This is a genomic window from Mycobacterium sp. E735, assembly GCF_001666955.1.
GTDB lineage: Bacteria > Actinomycetota > Actinomycetes > Mycobacteriales > Mycobacteriaceae > Mycobacterium.
In genome coordinates this window covers 25625-50963 of sequence record NZ_LZIX01000022.1, presented here as the reverse complement: position 1 = coordinate 50963, position 25339 = coordinate 25625, and the positions used below count along the sequence as shown (strand labels likewise).

Annotated in this window: 24 protein-coding genes; 13 read left to right on the top strand and 11 right to left on the bottom strand. The window is 68.7% G+C overall.

Annotation, left to right across the window (positions count from 1 at the left end; all coding sequences use genetic code 11):
* Positions 1–9 precede the first annotated feature (9 nt).
* Positions 10–246 carry a general stress protein CsbD gene (locus A5704_RS02330; protein ID WP_067761077.1) on the bottom strand — a complete coding sequence of 79 codons (237 nt, stop codon included), beginning with the start codon at positions 244–246 and terminating at the stop codon, positions 10–12.
* Positions 247–430: 184 nt separating this feature from the next.
* Between A5704_RS02330 and A5704_RS02325 the strand changes: the two genes are divergently transcribed.
* The 5 genes from A5704_RS02325 to A5704_RS02305 all read left to right on the top strand — a co-directional run bounded on the left by A5704_RS02325 (position 431) and on the right by A5704_RS02305 (position 5886).
* Positions 431–1237, top strand: coding sequence for an SDR family oxidoreductase (locus A5704_RS02325; protein WP_067887211.1), 807 nt, complete (start codon positions 431–433; stop codon positions 1235–1237).
* Between the two features lie 234 nt (positions 1238–1471).
* A complete protein-coding gene (locus tag A5704_RS02320; RefSeq protein ID WP_067887209.1) occupies positions 1472–1888 on the top strand; it encodes an STAS domain-containing protein in 417 nt (138 codons plus the stop codon).
* Between the two features lie 262 nt (positions 1889–2150).
* Positions 2151–2549: a heme-binding protein gene (locus tag A5704_RS02315; protein ID WP_067761081.1), complete on the top strand. Its 399-nt coding sequence runs from the start codon at positions 2151–2153 to the stop codon at positions 2547–2549.
* Positions 2550–2656: 107 nt separating this feature from the next.
* Positions 2657–3703, top strand: coding sequence for a DNA topoisomerase IB (locus tag A5704_RS02310; protein ID WP_067761084.1), 1047 nt, complete (start codon positions 2657–2659; stop codon positions 3701–3703).
* A 392-nt stretch (positions 3704–4095) separates the two neighbouring features.
* Positions 4096–5886: a thiamine pyrophosphate-requiring protein gene (locus A5704_RS02305; protein ID WP_067761087.1), complete on the top strand. Its 1791-nt coding sequence runs from the start codon at positions 4096–4098 to the stop codon at positions 5884–5886.
* A gap of 15 nt (positions 5887–5901) precedes the next feature.
* On the opposite strand, the gene A5704_RS02300 is transcribed toward A5704_RS02305, so the two are convergent.
* Positions 5902–6552, bottom strand: a complete 651-nt coding sequence (locus tag A5704_RS02300) for a UdgX family uracil-DNA binding protein (protein ID WP_067887207.1) — start codon at positions 6550–6552, stop codon at positions 5902–5904.
* 74 nt (positions 6553–6626) lie between these two features.
* On the bottom strand, positions 6627–7187 hold the full coding sequence (locus A5704_RS02295) for a hemerythrin domain-containing protein (RefSeq protein WP_067761092.1): 561 nt from the start codon (positions 7185–7187) through the stop codon (positions 6627–6629).
* A gap of 147 nt (positions 7188–7334) precedes the next feature.
* Between A5704_RS02295 and A5704_RS02290 the strand changes: the two genes are divergently transcribed.
* Genes A5704_RS02290 through A5704_RS02280 form a run of 3 tightly spaced genes read left to right on the top strand, consistent with a single transcriptional unit; the run spans position 7335 to position 10396 of the window.
* A complete protein-coding gene (locus A5704_RS02290) occupies positions 7335–8360 on the top strand; it encodes a hypothetical protein (RefSeq protein WP_231968730.1) in 1026 nt (341 codons plus the stop codon).
* 53 nt (positions 8361–8413) lie between these two features.
* Positions 8414–9418 (top strand): sensor domain-containing protein, encoded by a 1005-nt coding sequence (locus A5704_RS02285; RefSeq protein ID WP_067887201.1) that lies wholly within the window; start codon positions 8414–8416, stop codon positions 9416–9418.
* A 9-nt stretch (positions 9419–9427) separates the two neighbouring features.
* The gene (locus tag A5704_RS02280) at positions 9428–10396 is read left to right on the top strand and encodes an aldo/keto reductase (RefSeq protein WP_067887197.1); all 969 of its coding nucleotides are present in this window, start codon (positions 9428–9430) and stop codon (positions 10394–10396) included.
* On the opposite strand, the gene A5704_RS02275 is transcribed toward A5704_RS02280, so the two are convergent.
* The 5 genes from A5704_RS02275 to A5704_RS02255 all read right to left on the bottom strand — a co-directional run bounded on the left by A5704_RS02275 (position 10393) and on the right by A5704_RS02255 (position 17298).
* The gene (locus A5704_RS02275) at positions 10393–11160 is read right to left on the bottom strand and encodes an SDR family oxidoreductase (RefSeq protein ID WP_082954751.1); all 768 of its coding nucleotides are present in this window, start codon (positions 11158–11160) and stop codon (positions 10393–10395) included. The two genes, A5704_RS02280 and A5704_RS02275, sit on opposite strands and share 4 nt — an antisense overlap.
* Positions 11161–11251: 91 nt before the next feature.
* Positions 11252–13006 carry a sensor domain-containing diguanylate cyclase gene (locus tag A5704_RS02270; protein ID WP_067781887.1) on the bottom strand — a complete coding sequence of 585 codons (1755 nt, stop codon included), beginning with the start codon at positions 13004–13006 and terminating at the stop codon, positions 11252–11254.
* 122 nt (positions 13007–13128) lie between these two features.
* Positions 13129–15279 carry a glycogen debranching protein GlgX gene (glgX, locus tag A5704_RS02265; protein WP_067761106.1) on the bottom strand — a complete coding sequence of 717 codons (2151 nt, stop codon included), beginning with the start codon at positions 15277–15279 and terminating at the stop codon, positions 13129–13131.
* A 69-nt stretch (positions 15280–15348) separates the two neighbouring features.
* Complete coding sequence (locus A5704_RS02260; RefSeq protein WP_067761108.1) at positions 15349–16530, bottom strand: zinc-dependent alcohol dehydrogenase; 1182 nt, start codon at positions 16528–16530, stop codon at positions 15349–15351.
* Between the two features lie 60 nt (positions 16531–16590).
* Positions 16591–17298 (bottom strand): GAF and ANTAR domain-containing protein, encoded by a 708-nt coding sequence (locus A5704_RS02255; RefSeq protein WP_067761110.1) that lies wholly within the window; start codon positions 17296–17298, stop codon positions 16591–16593.
* Between the two features lie 312 nt (positions 17299–17610).
* Between A5704_RS02255 and A5704_RS02250 the strand changes: the two genes are divergently transcribed.
* Entirely contained in the window at positions 17611–18921 is a 1311-nt protein-coding gene (locus A5704_RS02250; RefSeq protein ID WP_067781875.1) for an NAD(P)/FAD-dependent oxidoreductase, read from the top strand.
* Between the two features lie 5 nt (positions 18922–18926).
* On the opposite strand, the gene A5704_RS02245 is transcribed toward A5704_RS02250, so the two are convergent.
* Complete coding sequence (locus A5704_RS02245; protein WP_067761114.1) at positions 18927–19460, bottom strand: DUF1360 domain-containing protein; 534 nt, start codon at positions 19458–19460, stop codon at positions 18927–18929.
* Between the two features lie 73 nt (positions 19461–19533).
* Complete coding sequence (locus A5704_RS02240; RefSeq protein WP_067761115.1) at positions 19534–19896, bottom strand: helix-turn-helix transcriptional regulator; 363 nt, start codon at positions 19894–19896, stop codon at positions 19534–19536.
* Positions 19897–20041: 145 nt separating this feature from the next.
* Between A5704_RS02240 and A5704_RS02235 the strand changes: the two genes are divergently transcribed.
* Positions 20042–20491: an Hsp20/alpha crystallin family protein gene (locus tag A5704_RS02235; RefSeq protein WP_067761176.1), complete on the top strand. Its 450-nt coding sequence runs from the start codon at positions 20042–20044 to the stop codon at positions 20489–20491.
* An 88-nt stretch (positions 20492–20579) separates the two neighbouring features.
* The gene (locus A5704_RS02230) at positions 20580–21260 is read left to right on the top strand and encodes a PAS and ANTAR domain-containing protein (protein WP_067761117.1); all 681 of its coding nucleotides are present in this window, start codon (positions 20580–20582) and stop codon (positions 21258–21260) included.
* Here the strand turns inward: A5704_RS02230 and A5704_RS02225 are convergent.
* Complete coding sequence (locus A5704_RS02225; RefSeq protein ID WP_067781873.1) at positions 21255–22631, bottom strand: wax ester/triacylglycerol synthase family O-acyltransferase; 1377 nt, start codon at positions 22629–22631, stop codon at positions 21255–21257. The genes A5704_RS02230 and A5704_RS02225 overlap by 6 nt on opposite strands.
* A 108-nt stretch (positions 22632–22739) precedes the next feature.
* Here A5704_RS02225 and A5704_RS28160 point away from each other — a divergent pair, with 108 nt between their 5' ends.
* Together A5704_RS28160 and ppsA are read left to right on the top strand one after the other, a co-directional pair.
* Complete coding sequence (locus tag A5704_RS28160) at positions 22740–22892, top strand: hypothetical protein (RefSeq protein ID WP_156670279.1); 153 nt, start codon at positions 22740–22742, stop codon at positions 22890–22892.
* Between the two features lie 25 nt (positions 22893–22917).
* Positions 22918–25338, top strand: coding sequence for a phosphoenolpyruvate synthase (gene ppsA / locus A5704_RS02220; protein WP_067781871.1), 2421 nt, complete (start codon positions 22918–22920; stop codon positions 25336–25338).
* Position 25339: the final 1 nt, after the last annotated feature.

The window sequence follows — 25339 nt, the reverse complement described above, 5'->3', positions numbered from 1 at the left end:
GTCAGCGTGCTACTGGTTTTCCTTCTGACGCTCCTCGGCGGCCTTCGCGCCGGCCCGCGCAGACTCGGCTTCGGCCTCCTTCTTGCCCGCGTCGCGCTGGGCGTCGGCCTTGTCCTGCTGGGCCTGGCCCTCCTCGACCATGTCGTCGCGGCCGAGCACCGTCCCGCCGGCCTCCTTGACCTTGCCCTTGACGCCCTCGACGGCGCCCTTGACCGCTTCCTGCGGTCCGCTCTTGTCATCCCCCATGGGGTCGACCTCCCTTTTGTTTACTGTGCATCTCGCTCATACGGCGTTCCCGTCGGCCGAACCGTCAAACGCGCAGACCGCTGTGCGCGCGATCACGGAACGATTCCACCTTCAAATTGGACCGTTTGGGACGCGATCCGGTGGGTAGTAATGAGCGACCACCAACGAAAGCGGGTGAGGTTTCTTGACCACCGTCGCCGTGATCGGGGCGACCGGGACCGCCGGGTCGCGCGTCGTCGCCAGGCTCAGGGCCAGGGGCGTCGCGGTCGTGGAGGTTTCCCGCACCCACGGCGTCGACGTGCTCGACGGCGAGAGCCTGTACCGGGCGCTCAGAGGAGTCGATGTCGCGATCGACGTCGCCAACCCCGAGCCGCACGACGGTCACCCCACCGCCACCGAGACGCTGGCCGCCCGCAACGTCATGGGTGTCTGCTCCGCGCGGCGCGTGCAGCGTCTGGTGGTGGCGACGTTGGCCGGCATCGACGATCCGGTGTTCGACGGGCTGCCCTACTTCGAGGGCAAACGCGCGGCGAAAGAGATCCTTCTCGAGGGCCCGGTCCCGGCCACGGTCGTGAAGTCGACCCAGTGGTATGAATCCGCCACCGGCCCAGCGGGGCCGGTGATTTGTGACGGGAACGAGGTGATCGTGGAGGATTGGCTGATACAGCCCATCGCGGCCGACACTGTCGCCGACGTCCTCGTCGAGGCGGCCCTCGGACAGACGCACACGCCGCGCACCATCACGGGTCCCGATGCCATCCGGCTGCCCGAGCTGACCTCGAAAGTCCTTGCCCAGCAAGGCGATGGCCGTGCGGTGCGGGTGGTGCAGCCCGCCGTTCCCGCGCTCGCCGCCGGGGCATTGCTCGCCCCCGAACGCGCGGTGGTCGTCGGGCCCGACGTCGAAACCTGGCTCCGGACGGTGCCGCCGGCGAGCACCGACGGGGACGGCGACGGCGCGACGCTGCACCGGCCGGATTTCTCCCAGACCTGACCGGTCGTCCTTAGCCAGAAAACGAAGAGTTGCCGACGGTGCGCGGACCATTCGGTGCCGGATGCGCTGGTCGAGCGCGGTGACCACACCAGGTCACCGCGGGCCGTCGTCATTTTCCTGCGCCGACGGAGGCAACGGCGTTATGGTCACCTCAGGTTGAATCCACAGCTGCCCTCACGCGAGCGGCCGTGGGCACCGGTCGCTCCTCACTCACCCATCCGATGGGGCGACGATATGACTGCTCAACCCTACCGAGTCGAACAACGACTCCACTGCTACGAAATCGATTGCGCCGGGGCGCGACTGGACGTGCAGGCGCACGGCCTGGCCACCGTACTCGGCGTCAGTGGCGAAATCGACGCGTCCAACGCCGACCTCATCGCCAAGGCGATCCGGCGCTTCGTGCGACTGCGGGCCCCGCTGATCCTGGACTTCAGCCGCGTGGACTACCTGGGCAGCGCGGGCCTTCGTGTGCTGCTGCTCGTGCAGGATGAGTGCCGGCTCGCCCGGCTGCACTGCAGCGTGATCGGCGGTGTCGCCCTGCGTCGGCTCACCCGCGTGGTGACCGGACTCGGCCTGCCCCTGGTCGATTCGATCGGCGAGGCGCTCCAACTGATCCGCGCCTCCGCAAATGGCACGCAGCGACGGTGATTTCAGGTCACGATTCCGTCACGATCCTGATCACGAATCCTTAAGAATTGCCGGCCCGTTTCTAAGAATTCTCAACATAGCCGGGCGGATTTGACTGTTCGCTTAGTGAACGCCCGCGTTCCGTGGCCGCTTCGCGGGGTTGGCGCACTTTCCGTTCCTCGCGGGCGATCACGACCACTGTTGAATTCCGCTACTTTGGTTTTCGAGGATCGGGAGCCTCTCTGGCAAGAATCAATTCGTAATTTCGAAGGACACATTCATCATGAAAATCAGCAGTATTGTCGCGCGCCGGCGGCTGGCCGGCGTCGGTGCCGGCTGCCTGCTCGGGGGGATCACCATGGGGCTCGTCGGCGCGCCGTCGGCGGCCGCAGCGCCCGACTGCAGCCCCGGCGGGGTCAACGCCACCGTCTCGTCGGCGCAGGGCTCGGCTGAGCAGTACCTGGCCGCGCACCCGGGCGCCAACGACGTGGTCAGGGCCGCCTACACCCAGCCGAGGCCGGAGGCCGAGTCCAACCTGCGGGGCTACTTCACCGCGCACCCCCAGGAGTACTTCGACCTGCGCGGCATCCTGGCACCGATCGGTGACACCGAGCGGCAGTGCAACGTCAAGGCCCTGCCGCCGACGCTGGAGTCGGCCTACCAGGAGTTCATGGCCGGTTGATCCCGGCTCGAAGCGACCCGCCACGACGCTGTGGCGGGTCGTTTCGCTTCACGTGTGAACGGCCCTCGTGACGGGTAATTGTCCAGTCAACGTGACTGGAGGGAAAGATGCGGCTGCGTCGCAGTGTGCTCAACAAGCCGGGGATCGCGCGTAAGCGCCGGGGTAAGGGCTTCGCCTATTACGGGCCCGACGGCGAGTTGCTGTCCGACCCCGAAACCCTGCAGCGCATCAAGGATCTGGTCATTCCGCCGGCCTGGAAGAACGTGTGGATCTCACCGCATCCCAATGGCCACATCCAGGCCGTCGGCGTGGACGCCGCCGGCCGCCGCCAGTACCTCTACCACACCGCGTGGCAACAGGAACGTGCCGAAGAGAAGTTCGACCGCGTCCTGGAACTGTCCACGCGCCTGCCCCATTGGCGCGCCGCCATCGCAAAAGACCTGACGCGCAGCGGCTTAACGCGTAAGCGGGTGCTCGCGGTGGCGTTGCGGCTGCTCGATCGCGGCTACTTCCGGGCCGGCAGCGAGCAGTATGCCGAGGAGAACGAGTCGTACGGGCTGGCCACCCTGCTGTGTGAACACGTGCAGGTCCGGCGCGACGCGGTGGCCTTCGACTTCCCCGCCAAGAGCGGCGTGCGGCGCACGGTGGAAATCGAGGACCCCGAAGTGGTCCGGGCGGTGCGCGCCCTCATGCGCCGGCCCGAGCGAACCGAACGACTCTTGGTGTGCCGCAACGCAACCGGATGGCTCGATGTCCGATCCGACGACCTCAACGCCCGCTTCAAGGAGTTGGTCGGGAACGAATTCACTGTCAAGGACCTGCGCACCTGGCACGGAACGGTGCTGGCGGCCACCGCGTTCGCCGACGCCGATCCGGCCGTCTCGCAGCGGGTGGCCAAGCGGGTCGAGTCCGCCGTCATGAAGGAGGTCGCCGAGGAGCTCGGCAACACCCCGGCGGTGGCCCGCGGGTCTTATGTGGATCCCCGCGTCGTCGCCGGCTACGAGCAGGGGCTGACGATCGCCGCGGCGACCCGCCGCGCCGAGCGCGCGCGTGATCCCGACGCGGCTCAGGAAATCCTGGACAAGGCCACCCGCATGCTGATCCGCCGAGTGGCCAAGGGCGCTGGCACCTCCGTGCTGCTGAAGAGCGCCTGACGCGCCGTGGGCCGGCCTCCTGCACAGGTGAGGCGCGACGAGTCGGCGCGGCCAAGGCGGGCGAGCGATCGTCGTGCTGAACACCACGACTCGCTCGACCCGACCATGGCGTAAGAGGGGCTTGGGCTACGTCGGAAACGGCGCACCGCAAGGCTTTTAGCCGAATAAAGCCGACCGGCGGCTCGTTCACAGGAAACCCGACGAATAACGGCGGCGATCGTGGGTATGCCACGTCGTGTGGGAAGCGCTTCAGCCTGCCCATTCACGTCTGACTGCGGTCGAAACGGACGGCCGTGGGCCTTCGCAGCAAACCGCACGCCCCCGGGGCTTCGGCGTCGGCCGGCGTAGCTAGCGAATCGTCATCGAAAACCGTCTGTCTAGGAGGAACACCAATGGCTAAGCAAGAGGTCTCGGACTACCTGCTGGAGCGACTGCGGGCGTGGGGCGTTGAGCACGTCTTCGCCTTCCCGGGCGACGGCATCAACGGGATCCTCGCCGCATTTGGCCGCGCCGACAACAAGCCCATGTTCATCCAGTCGCGGCACGAGGAGATGAGCGCATTCGAGGCGGTGGGCTACGCGAAGTTCACCGATCGAGTCGGGATCTGCATGGCCACCTCGGGTCCGGGGGCGATCCATCTGCTCAATGGCCTGTACGACGCCAAGCTCGACCACGTTCCGGTGGTGGCCATCGTCGGACAGACCAACCGCAGCGCTATGGGCGGTTCCTATCAGCAGGAGGTCGACCTGCTGAGCTTGTTCAAGGATGTCGCGAGCGACTACGTCCAAATGGTCACCGTGCCAGAACAATTGCCCAATGTGTTGGACCGTGCCATCCGGGTGGCGATCGCTCAGCGCGCGCCGACGGCCATCATCATCCCGTCGGATGTGCAGGAGCTTCCGTATTCGCCGCCCACGCACGCGTTCAAGATGGTGCCCTCCAGCCTTGGCATCGAGTGGCCGGCGGTCGACCCCGAAGACGCGGCGGTGCGGCGGGCGGCCGACCTGCTCAACGCCGGCAAGAAGGTTGCCATGCTGGTCGGCAACGGCGCGAGCGGGGCCCGCGACGAGCTGATCGAGGTCGCCGACCTACTGGGGGCCGGCGCGGCCAAGGCGTTGCTGGGCAAGGACGTGCTGAGCGACGAATTGCCTTGGGTGACCGGCTCGATCGGACTGCTGGGGACACGGCCGAGCTACGAGCTGATGCGGGACTGCGACACGCTGCTGACGGTGGGCTCCAGCTTCCCCTACACGCAGTTCCTGCCGCAGTTCGATCAGTGCCGCGCGGTGCAGATCGACATCGACGGCCGCTTCATCGGCATGCGCTATCCGTATGAGGTCAACCTGGTTTCCGACGCGAAGTCGGCACTGCGGGCGCTGATACCGCACCTGCGGCGCAAGGACGACCGCAAGTGGCGCGAGACCATCGAATCCAACGTGTCCCGCTGGTGGGAAACGATGGAGATGGAGGCGAAGGTCAGCGCCGACCCGGTCAACCCGATGCGGATGTTCTCCGAGCTGTCCCCCATGCTGCCCGACGACGCCATCGTCACCGCCGATTCCGGCTCGGCGGCCAACTGGTATGCGCGCCAATTGAAGTTCCGCGGCAACATGCGCGGCTCGCTGTCGGGCACGCTGGCCACGATGGGCCCCGGCGTGCCGTACGCGATCGGCGCGAAGTTCGCTCACCCGCGGCGGCCGGTCATCGCTTTCGTGGGTGACGGCGCCATGCAGATGAACGGCATGGCCGAGCTGATCACGATCAAGCGCTACTGGCAGGAGTGGGGCGATCCGCGGCTGATCGTGGCGATCCTGCACAACAACGATCTCAACCAGGTCACCTGGGAGATGCGCGCAATGGCCGGATCGCCGAAATTCGCCGAGTCCCAAAACCTTCCCGACGTGGACTTCGCCGCGTTCGCGGCGAGCCTGGGCCTGAACGCGATGGCCATCAAGGACCCCGAGGAACTCGGGGACGCGTGGCGCAACGCGCTTTCGGCGGACCGCCCCACCGTGTTGGACGTGTTCACCGATCCCAACATGCCCCCGATCCCGCCGCACGCCACCTGGGATCAGTTCAAGGCCGCCACCACCGCGGTGCTCTCGGGTGACGAGGACCGAGTCGGCTTCGTCAAGGTCGGCCTCAAGACCAAGGCGCAGGAATTCATGCCGCACAAGAAGTGACGACGCGTTGCCGGCTCAGAGGTTGGGGCCGGCGCTGCGCAGGTCGTCGACGAACAGCCGGTAGGCCTCCTCGCGTCCGTCGCTGCGGTCGCGCAGCAGGGCCGACGGATGCACCGTCGCCACCACGGCCGGCTCGGGGTCGACGTCGACGACGGAGGAGGGCAGCCGCAACTGCTGGCCGCGCTGGGTGGAGACGCGAAAGTCGGTGCCCAGCAAGGATTGTGCCGCGGTCGCGCCGAGGCACACGACGACGTGCGGCCGCACCGCCTCGATTTCGGCGATGAGCCAGGGCCGGCAGGCGACCACCTCGGTGCGTCCCGGCTTTTGGTGGATCCGCCGTTTGCCGCCCTTGCGGGTGAACTTGAAGTGTTTGACCGCGTTCGTCTCGTACGTCAGCGAGGGATCGATGCCGGCGTCTTCCAGAGCGCGCGCGAGCAGCCGCCCGGCCGGCCCGACGAAGGGCTCACCGGCGCGGTCCTCCTGGTCGCCCGGCTGCTCGCCCACCAGCATGATCGGTGCGCCGGGATGCCCGCGGCCGAACACCGTCTGGGTGGCGTCGGCGAAAAGCGGGCAGCCCCGGCAGCATTCGGCCGCGGCCCGAAGCGAATCCAGGCACCGCTGCTCGGGCAGGTAATGCTCGGCCCCCGGTGCCTTGGTTGCGGTCATGGCGCTCCCTTGCCTACCCGACGGGGCTGGGGCGCCCCCACCCAGGTCCTGCGGGGGCGCCCCATCGAGTCGTGCTAGCCCTTGCCGACGATGGCGTCGCGGGCCCGGTCGAGCATCGCCGCGAACGGTCCCGCGGCCAGGTTGGCCGCCTGCGACTCGACTCCGGCGTGCGGCCGGGTGGGCGCGATCGCCTCGGCGAGCTTGGCCGCGCGGCCCATCCGCTCGAGCTCGTCGCCGCTCAATTCCTGGCCCAGCTTGGAGAATTCGTCGTGCTCCTCGTGCTCGGCGTGCGCGACGACCGCGTCGCGCAGCTGAGTCAGCAGGCTGGTGAACTCCGCGCTGTCCACGTCGAGCTTCTCCAGCTTCTGCAGGACCGTCTTGGCCTCGTGCTCTTCGTGCAGTCGCTCGTCGACCACCGCGGCGCCGTCGGAAAGCTTCCGCTTGGCCCGCGGGTGCACGATTTCCTCCTCGGCGGTTTCGTGGACGGCGAGCAGTCGGCGCAGTTCGACGAACGCCTTTTCGCGTTCTTTGCCCGACGCCGCCAGGGTTTCGGCGAACAACGATTTGATCTGCTCGTGCTGACTGACAAGAAAGTCGACCACATCGGTGGGCGACGTGATGGCGCTCTGAGCCATGATGTCCTTCCCATTTGTTCCGCGCGCGGGCTGTTGCGCGCTTCTGTTCGGCTACCCGACGAATTCGGCGACCAAACGGTACGGCCGTGCACCAGTGGGTAGTTCCTCATCAAGTCGCGAACGAGGAGAACGATGGTGACAACCGGAATGCGCAGTCGGGCGGCGATCCTGGGCGCGCTGGTCGTGACGGCCGGCTGCGCGGCGCCGGGGGCGTCGCTGGAAAGCGCGCCGGACGTCGCCTTGTGGTCGGTCGCCGCGCCCCTGCGCGGGCCGGTGTGGTCGTATCGGACGCACGCCCTCGTCGCGCTCACCGGCGACCGCCGGCTGGCCGAGGTGACCGCCGGTGACCGCCCGGGCGACGCCAGGACGCGGCTGTCGGCGCCCGTGGCGGCCGGACGCAACCTGCAGATCAGCCAGCGGGACGACCGGATCGTGTTCGTGCCGCAGCCCGAGCGCGGCAGGGTCGCCGAGGTCGACCTCGAAAGCCTGCGCCAGATCGGCGATTTCGACGCCGGGCCCGCCCCGGCGTATCTGTCCGAGGACGCCGGGTTGCGCACGCTGCTCGCGCTGTCGGCGGACGGAACGACGGTGACACCGGTGGATCAGCACGGTGATCGCAAGCTACCCACCGCCCGGATCACCGGCGATCCCGCGGACACCATCGACGGCGCCAATCGCGGCCGCGAGATCGATTACCACGCCTATGCGCCGTCCGGAATCCGCCATTACCAAGGCTCTTCGTCACCTCCGGCGGAGCGCGGGTCGTTGGGGATCGACGTCGCGGTGTCGGCGGGCGACGGCACCGCGGTGACGCGCAGCTACGTGGCCGGCCACGACGACGCCACGCTCTACGCCGTGGATTCCCGCCGGGGCGGGGAGGGGCTCACGGTGCTGGCCCGCACCCGGCTGCCGTCCCCGATCCGCGAGTTGGGCACCGACGACACCCGGATCTACGCCGCCACGGACCACGAGGTGGTGGTGCTGGAGACGGCGAGCTTCACCGGCTTCCCGGCGGGGACGATCCCGGTGGTCCGCGCGATCGGCTACCGGGCGGGGCTGCCGCCCGCGGCCCAATCCGCGCCCCTGTCGGGCATGGCGATCGGGCCCCACCGGGTGTACCTGACCCTCGCCGACGTGCCCTACGTGGTCAGCGTCGCCAAGCCGCGCCTCTGACGCCCGGGCTTCGGCTACATTTCGGGCAGGTTGGCCGGTAAGGAGGCGCTGGCGTGACCAACCCGCAGGACCCGTATTGGCAGAACCCCTATACCTACGACCCGCTCGGCCGGGTTCCGCCCGCGCCGTCGCCGGTGGAACCGCCGCCCGTCTTGGCGCCCCCGCCCGCGGTGCCCTATCGGCCGCCGGTCAACGTGCTGGCGACGCTGTCGCTGGTTTTCGCGTTCGTGTTCGCGCCCGTCGGGGCGGTCCTGGGCCACGCAGGACTGGCGCAAATCCGCCGCAGCGGGGAGCTCGGCCGGGACCGCGCCCGTGTCGGGCTGGCGCTGTCGTACGCGTTCATGACGCTCGCCGTGGTCGCCGTCGTCGCGTGGGCCACCTTGGGCGCGACCCCGTCCACCCAGACCGCCGCGCCCGCCACCACCTCCGGCGCGGCACCCCCGGCGCCCCCTGGTCCGGTCGCGCCGGACGCCCTGGCGGCGCTGCTGCCCGGCGCCGACGCCCTGCGCAACATCACGTCCGATCAAAATCTCGAGGCCGGCCAGACGTGGGACAGCCTGGGCCGATCCAGCGCGGAGGGGGCCATCGACCGGCCGGAATGCTGGGGCAGCATCGCGCCCGGAACGCCCGACGCCTACGCCGGTGCCGCCGTCACCGGATACCGCGCAGCGGAGTTCCGCGACTCGCGCAGCTTCCTGAAGTCCACCCAGGTGATCGAGGCGGTCGTGGCCTTCCACGACCCGGCCGCCGCCCGGGCACAGCTGGCGGCGTTGCTCTCGGGATGGCGCCAATGTGGCGGCTCGACCGTGACGCTCACACCCCGCAACGGGGAGTCGCTCACGTTTTCGGTCGGCGCACCCGCCGACGCCGGCAACGGCGTCACCACCCAGGATCTGACGCCCCGGGGAGTGCAGATCCGCTCGGCCCGCGTCATCGCGGCCAAGGCCAACGTGGTCGTCGACCTGATGGTGTCCTGCAGCGGCACGACGGACGGCGCTCAGCCGCGGCAGGGCGGCCTGGGCATCGCCACCTACGTGCTGGGCAAGCTGCCTGGCTAGGGTGGGCCTATGAGGTATGTCGACGTCGACGGAGTGGGCCGGGTCAGCCGGATCGGCCTGGGCACCTGGCAATTCGGGTCACGGGAGTGGGGCTACGGGGAGGGCTACGCGTCCGGCGCCGCGGGCGAGATCGTGCGCCGCGCCCTGGCTTTGGGGGTGACGCTCTTCGACACCGCCGAGGTCTACGGGCTGGGCAAGAGCGAGCGGATCCTCGGCGAGGCACTCGGCGACGGGCGCGCCAGCGTCGCCGTCGCCAGCAAGATCATGCCGGTGGCGCCGTTCCCCGCCGTGGTCAAGCAGCGGGAGGCCGCCAGCGCGCGGCGGCTGGGCGTCGACCGCATCCCGCTCTACCAGATTCACCAATCCAACCCGTTGGTTCCGGACACGGTGATCATGCCGGGCATGCGCGACCTACTCGACGCCGGCAAGATCGGCGCGGTCGGCGTCTCCAACTACTCGCTCGCGCGGTGGCGGAAGGCCGACGCCGCGCTCGGTCGGCCGGTCGTCAGCAACCAGGTGCACTTCTCGCTGGCCCACGCCGGGCCGCTGGAGGACCTGGTGCCCTTCGCCGAGCGGGAGAACCGCATCGTCATCGCCTACAGCCCGCTCGAGCAGGGGCTGCTCGGCGGCAAGTACGGCCTGGACAACCGGCCCGGGGGCATCCGGGCGCTGAACTCGCTGTTCGGCACCGAGAACCTGCGCCGGGTCGAGCCGCTGTTGCAGACGCTTCGCGACGTCGCGACCACCGTCGGCGCCAAGCCGGCCCAGGTCGCGCTGGCCTGGCTGATCAGTTATCCGGGTGTCGTCGCCATCCCCGGCGCGTCCAGCGTCGAGCAGCTCGAGTTCAACGTCGCCGCCGCCGACATCGACCTGCCCCCGGACGCCCGCGAGGCACTCACCGGGGCCGCCCGCGCCTTCCGGCCGACCTCGGCCGGGCGTTTCCTGACCGACCTGGTTCGCGAGAAGCTGGGCCGCTAGGACTGCGCGGAGTCGGCGAACGCGGCGGGGCTGGCCGGTGCGCCCCGGGCCACCACCACCGGCATCGAGGTCGCGGAGTTGGTCCGCAGGATGGTGTGCACGACGTCGACCAGGTCCTCGACGGGCATCAGCTTTCCCGGCATGCAGCCGCGGGACGCCCACAGCGGGACGGCCTTCATGGCGAGGTCCATGTCCCAGCCGATGTTCATGCCCGTCGCCGCGTCCCCCTCGCCGCCCGGGCACTCGCCGACGATGAAGGTGGTGAACCCGATGTCGGGATGCTCGGCCCGCCACGCGTCCACCATCCGCTCGAGGGCGGCCTTGCTGACGCCGTAGGCGCCCAGGCCCGGCCACGGCGGCCCGAAGGTGCCCGCGTCGGAGGACAGGTAGACCGCCTTGCCGGCGGAGACCGTCAAGTGCGGCAGCGCCGCGGCGGTCACCAGCGCGGCGCCGATCACGTTGGTGTCGAAGATGCGCCGCCAGGTGGCGGCATCGGTGTCGACCATGCGGACCAGCGGGCCGACGGCCGGGGTGTAGACGATGTTGTCGATGCCGCCGAGGGCGTCGGCGGCGGAGGCGATCGCCGACCGGCACGACGCCTCGTCGGTGACGTCGCATTCGATGGCGACCGCGCCCGGGCCGGCCTCCTTGGCCGCCGCCTCGATGCGCTCGCGGCGCCGGGCCAGCAGCGCGACCTGATCGCCCCGCTCGGCGAGGCCGACACCGATGCAACGACCGAGCCCGCTGGAGGCGCCCACCACCACTGTCCTTGACATATTTGCCCTCTCTTGTAACGAGCTGCCGTCGGCAAAAACCTACCGGATAGCACCCGGCGCATGTCGATGGCTGGGCGGCCTAATTCCGGACGACGGTGTTCCGCTCCCCAAATTTGGCCTGGTACATGGCGGCGTCCGCCCGGGCGGTGACCGCGTCGACGGTATCGCCGGGAAGGGCAAGCGTGGCGCCGATGCTCAGAGTGGCGGAAATCGTATTGCCGGACACGCGGATGGGTTCGGCGGCCCGGCAGCGAATCTTCTCGGCGATCCGGGCGAGCTCGTCGATGTTGCGGACGCCGGGCAACAGGGCGAGGATTTCGTCGCCCCCGGTCCTGCCGACGGTGTCGCCACGGCGAACGCTTCCCCGAATCCGCGCTGCCACGGTCGCGAGCACGAAGTCCCCGATCCCGTGTCCCCAGGTGTCGTTGATTTCCTTGAAATGGTCCAGGTCGCAGAACAAGACGCCGACATAGGTCCCCGCCGGTTGCGGTTCCTCGAGCGCGGCGGCGAGCCGGCCGAGCGCCTCGGCACGGTTCACCAGGCCGGTCAGGGTATCGAACCGGGCGAGCCGTTCCAGTCGCTGCTCCGCCTTCACCTGCTCGTCGACGATGCGCACCGCGGCGATCATGCCGTCGGTGTTGCCGTCGGCGTCGACGTACGGTTTGCCGTGGCTCTCGACCCAATGGTATTGACCGTCGGCGGAGCGAATTCGGAACCGTTGCACGACCGATTCGCCGGCGGCGACCCTGCCCACAGCGTCGGCGACCGTCTCGATGTCCTGCGGATGGATGTGGCGGTTGAAACCTGGGCCGATCCACCCGTCCGGCGGGCGGCCCAGCGCGGCCTCCACGGACGGCGACACCCATACGACCTCGTCACCGCGAAGGAGCACGACGATGTCCACCGCGTTGTCGGCGAGGATGCGGTAGCGCGCCTCGGCCTCGGCGCGCTCGGTGCTGGCCAGCTCCTTTTCGATCAGCAGTTTCTGCTCGTTCTGGATGAACACGAAGGTGATCACCCCGACGACGAGGGTGCCCAGCAGGATCGAGAAGGTCCACTCGGCGTGCGGTCCGACCCCGAGCCCCAGGAAGATCGGCCGCGATACCGCGACGACGACCGGAAGCGCGGCGAGCAGGCCGGCCAGCCGAAGCAGCGACTTCCGGTCGGGGCGCGCGAGCAGCCAGGCGACCGGGAACCGGTCGGGGCGCGCCAGCGCCGTCGCCGCGGCGACCAGCAACAGCGCCGACGCCGTCATCAGTGCCTGGCCGGTCGAAGGCGAGGTGCCCACCAGCGCCAGCGCGTCGAAGAGGTAGGCACCGACCGTGACGAACGGGATGGCCCCGCCGGCGGCGGTGCACGCGGGCCGGACCACGCGGGTCCCGCGATCCACTCGGATCAGGCCGGTGGCCGCCGCCAGGAACAGCGCCGACACGCCTGTCTGCGGGCTCGGCCGCCCCGGCCAGCTCCATCGTGACGCACGGACCGCGTCACCGAACCACACCTGGTCGAATCCGGACGACGGCCTGCCGGTGGCGTACTCCGCGAGCACGATCACGGCGAGGGCGCCCACGACCAGCGCCAGTCCTCGCCCGGCCCACGCGCGCCCCCGCGAGGGGCTACCCGACTGGAGCAGAATCGCCGCACCCAGCCCCGCCAGCCACGCGCCCGTCCATGGCATCATCTCCGGCCAGGTCGGGTGGATGCGGGTCAGCCGGTCAACACCCGTCGCCCAGCCCACCCACGTCATCGTGGCGAGGGCGAACACCATCAGCAGGGCGATCCGCCGGCACCAGGCCACGTCGTTCAGGCACGCCTCGGGGCTCCGCCCGTCCATCGGCTGCCCCTTCCTTCCCCCAACGGCGCGCACCCGACAGTGTGCGCGGATCGACGGCCGATGCCCGAGGGCACAAGGTAATCAATCCATGGGCGAAAGGTCCCCCGGCCACCCGGGCGGGATCAGCCCCCGTCCGGGGCCTGCAGCACCACGGCCGTGTGCGCGTCCACGGTGAGCGTGCCCCCGCCGGGCACCTCCTCCGCGGGCGTCTCCTCGTCGGGGCCGGTGAACACCACGAGCTGCCAGGCGGCGCCGAATTCCTTTGGCGGCAACGTGAATTCGATCGGCTCGTAGTGGGCGTTGAAGCAGAGCAGAAAGGAGTCGTCGAGCACCCGCTGCCCCCGCGCATCGCGGTCGGGGATGCCGTGCCCGTTGAGGAACACCGCGACGGACTTCGCGAACCCCGCGCCCCAGTCCTCCTCGGTCATCTCGGTGCCCTCGGGGGTGAACCAGGCGATGTCCGGCAGCCCGTCCTGGCCGCGGCGGCCCAACGGCTTGCCGGAGAAGAACCGGCGCCGGCGGAAGACCGGATGGTTGGCGCGCAGCGCCGACACGACGCGGGTGAACTCCAGCAGGCCGTTGTCGGCCTTCGACCAGTCGATCCAGGTGATCTCGTTGTCCTGGCAGTACCCGTTGTTGTTTCCGTTCTGCGTGCGGCCCAGCTCGTCGCCGTGGCAGATCATCGGCACGCCCTGCGACAGGAGCAGCGTGGTGAGGAAGTTGCGCTGCTGGCGGGCGCGCAGCGCGTTGACACCCGGGTCGTCGGTGGGCCCCTCCGCGCCACAGTTCCACGACCGGTTGTGGCTTTCGCCGTCGTTGTTGCCCTCGCCGTTGGCCTCGTTGTGTTTCTCGTTGTAGGACACCAGGTCTCGCAGCGTGAACCCGTCGTGGGCGATGACGAAGTTGATCGACGCGACCGGGCGGCGCGCGGTGTGCTCGTAGAGGTCGGCCGATCCGGACAGCCGATAGGCGAACTCGTCGAGGGTCGACGGCTCACCGCGCCAGAAGTCCCGGACGGTGTCGCGGTACTTGCCGTTCCATTCCGTCCACTGCGGGGGGAAGTTGCCCACCTGGTAGCCACCCGGCCCGACGTCCCACGGCTCGGCGATCAGCTTGACCTGGCTGACCGTCGGATCCTGTTGCACCAGTTCGAAGAACGTGGCCAGCCGGTCGACGTCGTAGAACTCGCGGGCCAGCGTCGACGCGAGGTCGAAGCGGAAGCCGTCGACGTGCATCTCGGTCACCCAGTACCGCAACGAGTCCATGATCAGCTGCAGGGCGTGCGGGTGACCGACGTTGAGGCTGTTGCCGGTCCCCGTGTAGTCCATGTAGTACCGCTTGTCGTCGTCGACGAGCCGGTAGTAGGCGGCGTTGTCGATGCCGCGCATCGACAGCGTCGGGCCCATGTGGTTGCCCTCGGCCGTGTGGTTGTAGACGACGTCGAGGATCACCTCGATGCCGGCCTCGTGCAGCGCCCGCACCATGGCCTTGAATTCCTGCACCTGACCGCCGGGCGAGGTCGAGCTGGAGTACTTGAAGTCCGGCGCGAAGAACCCGATCGTGTTGTAACCCCAGTAATTCGACAGGCCCTTGTCCACCAGGGTGGAGTCGTTGGCAAAGTGGTGCACGGGCATCAGCTCGATCGCGGTGACGCCCAGGCTCTTGAGGTGCTCGATGATCACGGGGTGCGCCACGCCCGCGTAGGTTCCGCGCAACTGCTCGGGCAGGTCGGGGTGGGTCTGCGTCAGCCCCTTGACGTGCGCCTCGTAGATGACCGTGTCGGCGTACTGGTGGTCCGGCGGCCGGTCGTTGCCCCAGTCGAAGTAGGGGTTGATCACCACCGACTTGGGCATGAACGCGGCGGAGTCGTCGTCGTTGCGGCTGTCCGGGTCGCCGAAGTTGTAGCTGAACAGGGCCTGGTTCCACTCGAACGATCCGTCGATGGCCTTCGAATACGGGTCCACCAGCAGCTTGTTCGGGTTGCACCGCAAGCCGTTCGGCGGGTCGTACGGGCCGTGCACGCGGTAGCCGTAGCGCTGGCCGGGTTCGATGTTGGGGATGTAGGCGTGCCAGATGTAGCCGTCGATCTCGGGCAGCGGGACCCGGCTCTCGGTGCCCTCGGCGTCGAACAGGCACAGCTCCACCCGCTCCGCGACTTCGCTGAAGACGGCGAAATTGGTGCCCGCCCCGTCGTAGGTGGCGCCCAGGGGGTAGGCGCGGCCCGGCCACACCTCTCCGGTGGGCGTGGGGGCGATGGCTTCTGCGGATGTCATGGCGCAATCAATACCCTACCGGGGCCTCCCCCAAACGGTGGTTCGGAAGGCCTTGCAGCAAAACGATTTTCAGGGCCGTAACATGACCTTCACCGCCCCGTCCTGCTTCTTCTGGAAGATCTCGTAGGCGTGCGGGGCCTGGTCCAGGGGCAGCACGTGGGAGGCGAACGTGTCGACGCCCAGCGGGTCGTCGTCGGTCAGCAGCGGCATGATGTCGTCCACCCACCGCTTGACGTTGGCCTGGCCCATCCGCAGGGTCACCTGCTTGTCGAACAGCGTCAGCATCGGCAGGGGGTCGGCCATCCCGCCGTACACACCGATCAGCGATATCGTCCCACCGCGGCGGACGATGTCGATGGCGGAGTAGAGCGCGCTTAGCCGGTCCACGCCGGCGGTCTGCATCAGCCGCTTGCCGATGAAGTCCGGCAGCATGCCGGTGGCCTGCTGGGCGAACTTGGCCGCCGGGGATCCGTGCGCTTCCATGCCGACCGCGTCGATGACGGAGTCGGAACCCCGCCCGTCGGTCAGGTCCCGGATCGCGTCCCCCAGCGAGCAGTCGAGTCGCCCCAGGTCGATGGTGTGGATGCCCCGCTGCGCGGCGCGGCCCAGGCGCTCGGCCACCAGGTCGACCGCGATCACCCGATAGCCGAGGTGGTCGGCGATGCGCGCGGCCATGTCACCGATGGGGCCCAGGCCGAGCACGGTGACCGTCCCGCCGTCGGGGATGTCGGCGTAGGCCACCGCCTGCCAGGCGGTGGGCAGCACGTCGGACAGGTAGACGAATCGCGAATCCGGCGGGCCCACAGGGACTTTGATGTGGGTGAACTGCGCTTGCGGGACGCGCAGCAGTTCGGCTTGCCCGCCGGGGACCTCGCCGTAGAGCTCCGAGTAGCCGAATAGCGCAGCTCCCATGCCCTGCTCGCGCACCTGGGTGGTCTCGCACTGGGTGTAGAGCTGCTGGTCGCACATGTAGCAACTGCCGCAGGAGATTTGGAACGGGATGACCACCCGGTCGCCGACCCGCAGGTCACCGGTTTCGCCACCGACCTCGCGCACGATACCCATGGGTTCGTGACCGAGGATGTCCCCGGGTTTCATGAACGCCCCGAGAATCTCGTACAGGTGCAGGTCCGACCCGCAGATGTTGGTCGAGGTGACTTCGATGATGGCGTCGGAGGGCTTCTCGATCTTCGGGTCTGGAACCGACTCCACCCGCACATCGCGCTTCCCGTGCCACGTAACAGCCTTCATGCGCGTGGCACATACCCGCTCGGCGCGGGCCGAAACGCCGCGGCCCCTCGTCGCAGCGCGTCAGCGGTGCGGACGCTTGAGGGGATGCTCGTTGTCGATCAGCGACTTCGCGATGTCGGTGAGCCGGGTGTTGGATTTCTGCGACAGCCGGGTGAGCAGCTCGAAAGCCTCGACGGCGTCCAGATTGAACCGCTCCATGATGATTCCCTTGGCCTGACCGATCATGTCCCGCGACGCCAGGGCACTGCGAAATTGGTCTTGCCGGCGCAACATCGACCACGCCAGCGCGACGTGTGTGGCAAAGACGGCGCCCAACTCCACGGAGTCGTCGTGAAACGCGTACGGGGAGTCGGAGTAGAAGTTCAGCGCGGCCATCGTGCCGTGGCCCACGAACAATTCGTAGGACAGGATGGACCGGATCGGCGTCTGCTCGATCGCGTACCGCCGATACCGCGGCCATCGTTGGTCCTCGGCGAGGTCTTCGACGTGCATCAGGTGGTGCCGCCAGGCGGCATCCAGGCACGGTCCCTCGCCGTAGCGGTTCTGGATGGCGTCCAGCAGGATCGGGTAACGATGCGTCGCGGCCACGTTGATGACGGACTTGCTCCGCTCGGCCAGCGTGATGCCGGCGTACTGGCAACCCGCCACGTGCAGGACGCCGTTGTCGATGAGTTGATTCAGGCCCGCGGTGGTATTGCTTTCCCGGCGCTCGAGGCTGGACACCAGTTCGGCCAGCTGGGTGACCACCGCCGCACTGCCGTCTTGCACAGCACCCCCTTTCGATGGCCTGCCCTTTGGCGGCCCCCGGCAACGAATCCGCGCAGGCCGAGTGCCGAGGGCCACGCCTCGCTCATTCAAGCGTGCGAATGGAAATTCGGTGCGTCAACCCACAAAACGAAGTCTAGGTGCCAGAATACGAAGCGCAACCAAGCGGCGGCGCTCGGCGACCACCGTGCGAATAACCTTCACCAGGTTTGCCTGCACGTAACACGTTGGCATTGAACAGTTTTCGTCGCGGTCGTCGACGTTCGCGCGGCGACGCCCCGGATCTTCGCGGGACGCCGTCCTACACTCGGCTTGGTGACCTCAATCGTGATCGTTGGCAGCGGCTTCACCGGATTCACCTGCGCGCACCGTCTGGCACGCATTCTGCGGCGACGGCGCGAGCAGGTGGACATCACGATCATCTCCCCGGTGGATTACATGCTCTACACACCGTTGCTGCCGGACGTCGCCGGCGGGGTCGTGGACGCCCGCTTCGTCGCGGTCCCGCTGGCCAACAGCCTCAAGGGTGTGCACGCGGTACGCGGGCGCGTGGACGGCGTGGACTTCGATCGGCGGACGCTGACGTGGTGCGATCCCGAGGAACGCAACCACACCATGTCCTGGGACCGGCTGGTGCTCACGCCGGGTTCGGTGACGCGGTTGTTCGACGTGCCGGGGCTGGCAACCTGCGCGCGCGGGTTGAAGACCACCGCCGAGGCCCTTTACCTGCGAGACCATTTCGTGGAGCAGCTCGAGCTGGCCAACATCGAGGACGACCCGCGGGTGGCGGCGGCCCGGCGCACGGTCGTCGTGGTCGGCGCCTCCTATTCGGGCACCGAGCTGGTGGCGCAGCTGCGGGCGCTGGCCGACGCGGCGGCCAAGCAGATGCGGTTCGATCCCGCCGACGTCAAGTTCTTGCTCCTCGACCTGGCGGAGCAGGTGATGCCGGAAGTGGGCAAGAAACTGGGTGACGCCGCGCAGAAGGTACTTCGCCGGCGCGGCATCGACGTCCGGCTCGGCGTGACGCTCAAGGAGGCGCACGCCGATCACGTTGTGCTCAGCGATGATTCGCGCATCGAGACCCGCACGATCGCGTGGGTGACCGGTGTCACCGGTGCACCGCTGATCCAGGAGCTGGGCTTGCCGACCGAGCGGGGCCGGCTCAAAGTCGGTGCGGATCTGCGCGTGCCGGAGCAGCCGGACGTGTTTGCGGCCGGTGACGCCGCCGCGGTTCCCGACCTGACCCAGCCCGGCAAGATCACGCCGCCGACCGCCCAGCACGCGACCCGGCAGGGCAAGGTGCTGGCCCGCAACGTGGCGGCCAGCCTCGGGTACGGCAGCCCCAAGGAGTACAAGCACCGCAATCTGGGCCTGGTGGTCGACCTGGGACCGTGGCAGGCGGTGGCCAACCCGCTGAACATCCACCTGTCCGGGCTGCCCGCGAAATTCGTCACCCGGTCCTATCACCTGTACGCGATTCCGCGGGGGGTCAACCGATGGGCGGTGTCGCTGGCCTACCTGACGGACCTGCTGTTCGACCGGTCGGTGGTGTCCATCGGGCTGGCGTCCGAGGAGGACGCGCAATTCGCGGCCAGCGAGGGCATCCCCATGCCGAAGACCGGCTGAACCCCTCAGCCGGCCGCCTGCTGCGCCCTGGCGTAGGCGAGCTGCAAGAAGTCGGCGCCGGTCAACACGGTGAAGACGCCCGCCACCAGGCGGGTGAACCGCGGCGCGAACACCAGGCCGATCGCGAAGCCGGTCGCCACCCACATGTCCAGGCAGAACGGGCAGGTCAGCAACTCCCCCAGGCTGTGCCGAAGCGGGCTTTCGTCCCGAACCTCCTCCATGACCTCCGCCGGGCCGCCGCTGCCGGCGAAGCGGGTGAAGGGCGCCCGCAACGGGCTCGTCACCGCGTCCTTGGTCAGGGTGCGCGAGAGCTTGTGGGTGCCGAGGGTCACCGTGACCAGGTCCTGGATGCGCCAGCGCGTCGGCAACGTGCGCCCGGTGAGCAGCGCGGCCACGGTCGCGACCCCCACCACGGCGCCGTAGATCGCCAGCACCACGAGGTAGCCGCCCAGCGGCCGCGGCTCGTCGCCCCGGTACTCGTCCGCTTCGCGCCGCGCTTCGTCGACCACCTGGGCCTTGGCCTCCGCCACCTCTGCCATTGCCGCTCCTTCACTAGGGACAGCTGGCTGGGTACCCGATGTCGGTGAACGCAATCGGCGGACGGCGGGCGCCTCACGCGTCCTGGCGCGCGGACCCCCCGTTTTTCGCGGCCTTGCGCAGCGTCCGGTTGGTGGACTGCAGGTCGGTATTGGCCGCCGAGAGCGTCGCGTTGTGGTCCTCGAGCTCCAGGATCCGCGCGATGCCGGCCAGGTTGACGCCGGCGTCGACCAGCTCGCTGATGCGCTTGAGCCTGGTCAGGTCGTCGGCGCTGTAACGCCGCGTCCCTCCATCGCTTCGCGCCGGCGTGACCAGCCCGTACCGCTCGTACAGGCGCAACGACTGCACCGCGATGCCGGAAAGTTCGGCGGCCACCGAGATGCCGTATACGCCGTGATCGGGCGCCGGGGCGCCGAAATCGCTGCGTTGGTCGGTCATCACGCGTCTCCCCCAGAACTCACGGGCTCAGAAAATCTATCTATCACACTTGCGCCATTGTGTCGATAGTGCTATATCAAATCTATGTCATTGGACATAGGTAATTGCCAGACCACAGCCTAGATTGGAGTGAGAGGTGACCACCATGCTGATGCGTACCGATCCGTTCCGTGACCTCGACCGCTTCGCCCACCAAGTGTTCGGCACCGCCGCCCGGCCTGCGGTGATGCCGATGGACGCCTGGCGCCAGGGCGAGGAGTTCGTCGTCGAGTTCGACCTGCCCGGCATCAACGCCGACTCGCTCGACATCGACATCGAGCGCAACGTCGTGACCGTGCGGGCCGAGCGGCCTGCCCTGGACCCCAACCGGGAGATGCTCGCCACCGAGCGCCCCCGGGGCGTGTTCAGCCGGCAGCTGGTTCTCGGCGACAACCTCGACACCGACAAGATCGAGGCGTCCTACCGGGAAGGCGTTCTGCGCCTGCGTATTCCGGTGGCCGAACGTGCCAAGCCGCGCAAGATCACCGTCGGCCGGGGCGACACGCAGACGGCCATCGACGAGAACGCCTCGCACCGCGAGGTCATCAACGCCTGATCGCCCGGCTGGGCGGCGGCTCGATTCCGGGTAGCAGACACGGGCCGCCGCCCATCGCCGGCCCAACGGCAGGAAAGCCGGGTGCGAGATGAAGTGGGAACTCGACGGTCAAACGGTTGACGTCGAACGGGCGTTGGCCGGTGGCTCCGCGCAACCGGCCGGCTGGTTCCGCTTCTATTTCACCGATCAGCGCTGGGAGTGGTCGGAGCAGGTGCAGCGGATACACGGCTACGAGCCGGGCACCGTCACGCCCACCACCGAACTGGTGCTCTCGCACAAGCACCCGGACGATCGCGGCCAGGTCGCGGCCACCATCGACCAGATCGTGAACACCCGCCAGGCGTTCAGCACCCGCCACCGGATCGTCGACACCGGCGGCAACGTGCGCCACGTCGTCGTCGTGGGTGACCGGTTCTTCGACGACGACGGGGATGTGGCCGGCACGCACGGGTTCTACATCGACGTCTCCCCGGCGACCGGACGGCCGGATGAGGAGCTGGTCAGCGCCAGGCTGGCCGAGATCAACGAGAACCGGGCCGGCATCGAACAGGCCAAGGGCATGCTGATGCTGGTCTACGGCATCGACGCCAACGCGGCCTTCGAGTTGCTCAAATGGCTTTCGCAGGAGGCCAATATCAAGCTGCGGCCGCTTGCCGAGCAGATCGCCGAGGACTTCCGCGGCGCCGGAGGGCGCCTCGACGCCCGATCGGAATTCGACCATCTGTTGTTGACCGCGCACGAGCGCGCCGCCCAACGCAGCCGGTCATGACGACTTGCGGCGCCTCTTGCGGGCGGCCGCCACCAGTTGCGCCATGCCCTCCTCGATGCCGGCGGCGAGCGCATCGATGTCGGGTGCGGTGTCGTAATCGGCGGTGATGCCGAAAACGAACGTGTCGGCGTAGCTGAGCATCGCGACGCCGGTGCGCACCTGTAGGGCGATCGGCGGGATCGGCAACAACTCCAGCACCCGGCGGCCCATAAGCCGCTGCCGGCTCCGTGGACCGGGCACGTTGGTCGCCAACGCCACCACCGCCCGCTGGGGTATCCGCGAGAGCAGGCGAATGGCCCACGCGGACAGCGCGAATGGGGTGCGCTTGGCCGCCACCACCATTGCGCTGCCACCCTCGCTCTGCCCGCTGGCTTTGGCGTGGCTGAGTCGATCGTGCACCAGCTTGAGCTGCCGCACCGGGTCCTCCTCGTCGACCGGCAACAACGGCAGCATTGCCGACACCCGGTTGCCCGCGACGTTGAAGTGGTCCACGGCGCGGACCGAAACCGGCACGAGGGTGCGCAGCGAGTCGCGGCCCGGGCGCTCCCCGCGCGCCAGCAAGACACCGCGGTAACTGTTGGTGATCGCCGCCAGCGCAACGTCATTCAGCGTGACCCCGAAGGCCCGGGCCACCTTGTGCATGTCGGTCAACCGGGCGCGGGCCGCGCTGTACCGCCGCATCGTGGTCACCGGCCCGTGCAGCGACGAATCGGGGGCGGGATGCAGCAGCCCCGCCGCGAGCTCGGCCGCGCCGATCGCCGCGTGTTCCGCCGCGGTCACCGCAGCGAATGCGCTGCGGCCGATACCGCTCGCCCAGCTCAACGGGTTGAGGTTCACCTTGGCGGGCCCCGACCGGGCCGACAACCTGGCAGCGCCGACGTCGGCGGCGAACGTGTCGCCGTCGCCGTCGTCGCTGAACTTCGACAGCAGCTGCGTGGTGGCGATGCCGTCGGCGATGCAGTGGTGAATCTTGGTCAGCACCGCCCATCGATTTCGGCTGAGCCCCTCGATGATCCAGCACTCCCACAGCGGGCGCTCGCGATCGAGCCGGCGCTCCATCAGCGACGCGATCAACTCGAACAGCTCCGCGTCACCACCGGGATGTGGCAGCGCGATGCGGTGCAGATGGCGCGCGAGGTCGAAGTGCGGGTCATCCACCCAGTTCGGCGGGCGCAGGTCGAGCGGATGGGTCCGCAGCACCTGCCGGCACCGCGGGATCGTCGCGACCCGTTCGGCGAACGACGCGAAGAACTCCTCGTACGTCGGGGCCGGCCCCTCCACGATCGACACCCCGCCGACCGCGAGGCTCACGTGCGGATCGGAATCCTCGACCTCCAGGAAACCGGCATCCAGGGCGGTCAATTGCTCCATGGTGCTACTTTCCGCGCCGCAATGCGCTGCTGGCAGGGCCGTAAGTCCCCAAGTACTGAGGCCAAACGGCGGCTGTGGCCTCGTGCCCCCGGGCATATCGTGAGGCGGGTGACGGGAGATCAATTGAGCAGCGAGGCAGATGCTTTCGCCGCCCGCCCCGGCCTCACCGCGCCGCCCGCCCTTCTGCACGCGCGGCCGCGCATGGGCTCGGCCCGCGACCGCCGCCCGGTCCACGCCTGCCGCATCGACGAAGCGCACTGATGCAACCCACCGAAGGAAGAACACCATGAGCGATTTCACCTACGTCCGCTTCTTCGAAGAGATCGGCATCTCCGACGTCCCGCTCGTCGGCGGGAAGAACGCCTCGCTCGGCGAGATGTTCCAGAAGCTGACCGGACAGGGCGTGCGGGTCCCGCATGGGTTCGCGATCACCGCCGAGGCCTACCGGCACATGCTGGACAGCGCCGGCGCCTGGGACGCGCTGCACGCCGCGCTCGACGACCTCGACCCCGACGACGTCACCGCGCTGGCCCGCAAGGGCAAGCGGGCCCGCGAAATCGTCTACGGCGCAGGGCTTCCCCCGGAACTCGCCGCCGAGATCACCGCCGCCTACCGGCAGCTGCAGGAGGAATACGGCGAAGACGTCAGCCTGGCCGTGCGCAGCTCGGCGACCGCCGAAGACCTGCCGACCGCCAGCTTCGCCGGCCAGCAGGAGACCTTCCTCAACATCAAGGGCACCGAGAGCCTGCTGGACGCCTGCCGCCGGTGTTTCGCGAGCCTGTTCACCGACCGGGCCATCCACTACCGGATCGACCAGGACTTCGACCACTTCAAGGTGGCGCTGTCGATCGGCGTCATGAAGATGGTGCGCTCCGACCTCGCCTCGTCCGGGGTGATGTTCACCCTGGACACCGAATCCGGCTTCCACGACGTCGTATTCATCACCGGCGCCTACGGGCTCGGCGAGAACGTGGTCCAGGGCGCCGTCGACCCCGACGAGTTCTACGTGCACAAGCCGACGTATCAGGCCGGCCACCGGGCGGTGCTGCGCCGGCTGATCGGGGACAAGGCGGTCAAGATGATCTTCGTCGAGGGCGAGACGAAGAACACCACGCGCAACATCCCCACGCCGAAGGCCGACCGGGCCCGGTTCTGCGTCACCGACGACGACGTCCTCGAGCTGGCCGGCTACGCCTGCGCCATCGAGGGCCACTACGGGCGGCCGATGGACATCGAATGGGCCAAGGACGGTCTCGACGGGCGGATCTACATCGTCCAGGCGCGCCCCGAAACCGCGGCCTCCCAGCGCAGCCAGACGATGATCGAAAGCTACGTGCTCGAGGGCAAGGGCGCCGAACGCAAGGAGGTGCTCGCCGAGGGCCGCTCGGTCGGCGAGAAGGTCGCCACGGGCATCGCCAGGCGGATGGACAACCTCGGGAAGCTGTCGGAGTTCCAGCCCGGCGACGTGCTGGTCGCCGACATCACCACGCCCGACTGGGAACCCATCATGAAGATCGCGGCGGCCATCGTCACCAACCGCGGCGGGCGCACCTGCCACGCGGCGATCATCGCCCGCGAGCTCGGCATTCCCGCCGTCGTCGGCGCGGGGAACGCCACCACGACCGTGCCCGACGGCGAGCTCGTCACGGTGTCGTGCGTGGAGGGCGACACGGGGCGGGTCTACCGCGGCGAGTTGGGCTTTCGCGTCGACCACACCGAGGTGTCCGACCAGGAGCGCCCGCAGACCGAGATCATGCTCAACCTCGGCAACCCGGACCTGGCGTTCAAGACGTCGTTCCTGCCGAACGACGGCGTGGGACTGGCCCGGATGGAGTTCATCATCAACGAGTACATCCGGGTGCACCCGCTGGCCCTGCTCCACCCCGACCGGGTGGACGACCCCGAGGCCCGGCGTACGATCGACACGCTGACTTACGCCTATTCCGACGGCGCCGAATTCTTCGTCGAGCGCCTGTCGGAAGGGATCGGCACCATCGCCGCCGCCTTCTGGCCCAAGCCCGTCGTCGTGCGGATGTCGGACTTCAAGACCAACGAGTACGCCAGCCTGGTCGGCGGCAGCGGCTTCGAAGCGGCCGAGAGCAACCCGATGATCGGCTTCCGCGGCGCCTCGCGCTACGCGCACCCGGCCTATGCCGAGGGATTCGCGCTGGAGTGCCGGGCGATGAAGCGGGTGCGCGAACAGATGGGGCTGACCAACGTCGTGCTGATGGTGCCGTTCGTGCGCCGGGTGGCCGAGGCGGACCTGGTCCTGGCCGAGATGGCCAAACACGGTCTGCGCCGCGGGGAGAACGGGCTCAAGGTGTACGCGATGTGCGAGATCCCCAACAACGTCATCCTCATCGACGAGTTCGCCAAGCGCTTCGACGGGTTCTCCATCGGATCCAACGACCTCACCCAGCTGACCCTCGGGGTCGACCGGGACAGCGAGATCGTGGCCTTCGACTACGACGAACGCGACGCGGGAGTCAAAGAGATGATCCGTCTGGCCGTGGAGGGCTGCCGCCGCAACGGGATTCACTCCGGGTTGTGCGGTCAGGCGCCGTCGGACTACCCCGACATGGCCGAGTTCCTGGTTCGCTGCGGCATCGACTCGATCAGCCTGAACCCCGACGTGGTGGTCAAGACCACCCGGCAGATCCTGGACCTCGAGCGTGCGGTGCAACGGCCGAGCGTCACGCCAGCGTGAC

Bases quoted from the DNA above. Each gene is read 5' to 3' on its own strand.
- A5704_RS02330 (WP_067761077.1), bottom strand. From the start codon at position 246: ATGGGGGATGACAAGAGCGGACCGCAGGAAGCGGTCAAGGGCGCCGTC.
- A5704_RS02320 (WP_067887209.1), top strand. From the start codon at position 1,472: ATGACTGCTCAACCCTACCGAGTCGAACAACGACTCCACTGCTACGAA.
- A5704_RS02315 (WP_067761081.1), top strand. From the start codon at position 2,151: ATGAAAATCAGCAGTATTGTCGCGCGCCGGCGGCTGGCCGGCGTCGGT.
- A5704_RS02310 (WP_067761084.1), top strand. From the start codon at position 2,657: ATGCGGCTGCGTCGCAGTGTGCTCAACAAGCCGGGGATCGCGCGTAAG.
- A5704_RS02305 (WP_067761087.1), top strand. From the start codon at position 4,096: ATGGCTAAGCAAGAGGTCTCGGACTACCTGCTGGAGCGACTGCGGGCG.
- A5704_RS02300 (WP_067887207.1), bottom strand. From the start codon at position 6,552: ATGACCGCAACCAAGGCACCGGGGGCCGAGCATTACCTGCCCGAGCAG.
- A5704_RS02295 (WP_067761092.1), bottom strand. From the start codon at position 7,187: ATGGCTCAGAGCGCCATCACGTCGCCCACCGATGTGGTCGACTTTCTT.
- A5704_RS02290 (WP_231968730.1), top strand. From the start codon at position 7,335: ATGCGCAGTCGGGCGGCGATCCTGGGCGCGCTGGTCGTGACGGCCGGC.
- A5704_RS02280 (WP_067887197.1), top strand. From the start codon at position 9,428: ATGAGGTATGTCGACGTCGACGGAGTGGGCCGGGTCAGCCGGATCGGC.
- A5704_RS02270 (WP_067781887.1), bottom strand. From the start codon at position 13,006: ATGGACGGGCGGAGCCCCGAGGCGTGCCTGAACGACGTGGCCTGGTGC.
- glgX (WP_067761106.1), bottom strand. From the start codon at position 15,279: ATGACATCCGCAGAAGCCATCGCCCCCACGCCCACCGGAGAGGTGTGG.
- A5704_RS02260 (WP_067761108.1), bottom strand. From the start codon at position 16,530: ATGAAGGCTGTTACGTGGCACGGGAAGCGCGATGTGCGGGTGGAGTCG.
- A5704_RS02245 (WP_067761114.1), bottom strand. From the start codon at position 19,460: ATGGCAGAGGTGGCGGAGGCCAAGGCCCAGGTGGTCGACGAAGCGCGG.
- A5704_RS02240 (WP_067761115.1), bottom strand. From the start codon at position 19,896: ATGACCGACCAACGCAGCGATTTCGGCGCCCCGGCGCCCGATCACGGC.
- A5704_RS02235 (WP_067761176.1), top strand. From the start codon at position 20,042: ATGCTGATGCGTACCGATCCGTTCCGTGACCTCGACCGCTTCGCCCAC.
- A5704_RS02230 (WP_067761117.1), top strand. From the start codon at position 20,580: ATGAAGTGGGAACTCGACGGTCAAACGGTTGACGTCGAACGGGCGTTG.
- A5704_RS02225 (WP_067781873.1), bottom strand. From the start codon at position 22,631: ATGGAGCAATTGACCGCCCTGGATGCCGGTTTCCTGGAGGTCGAGGAT.
- ppsA (WP_067781871.1), top strand. From the start codon at position 22,918: ATGAGCGATTTCACCTACGTCCGCTTCTTCGAAGAGATCGGCATCTCC.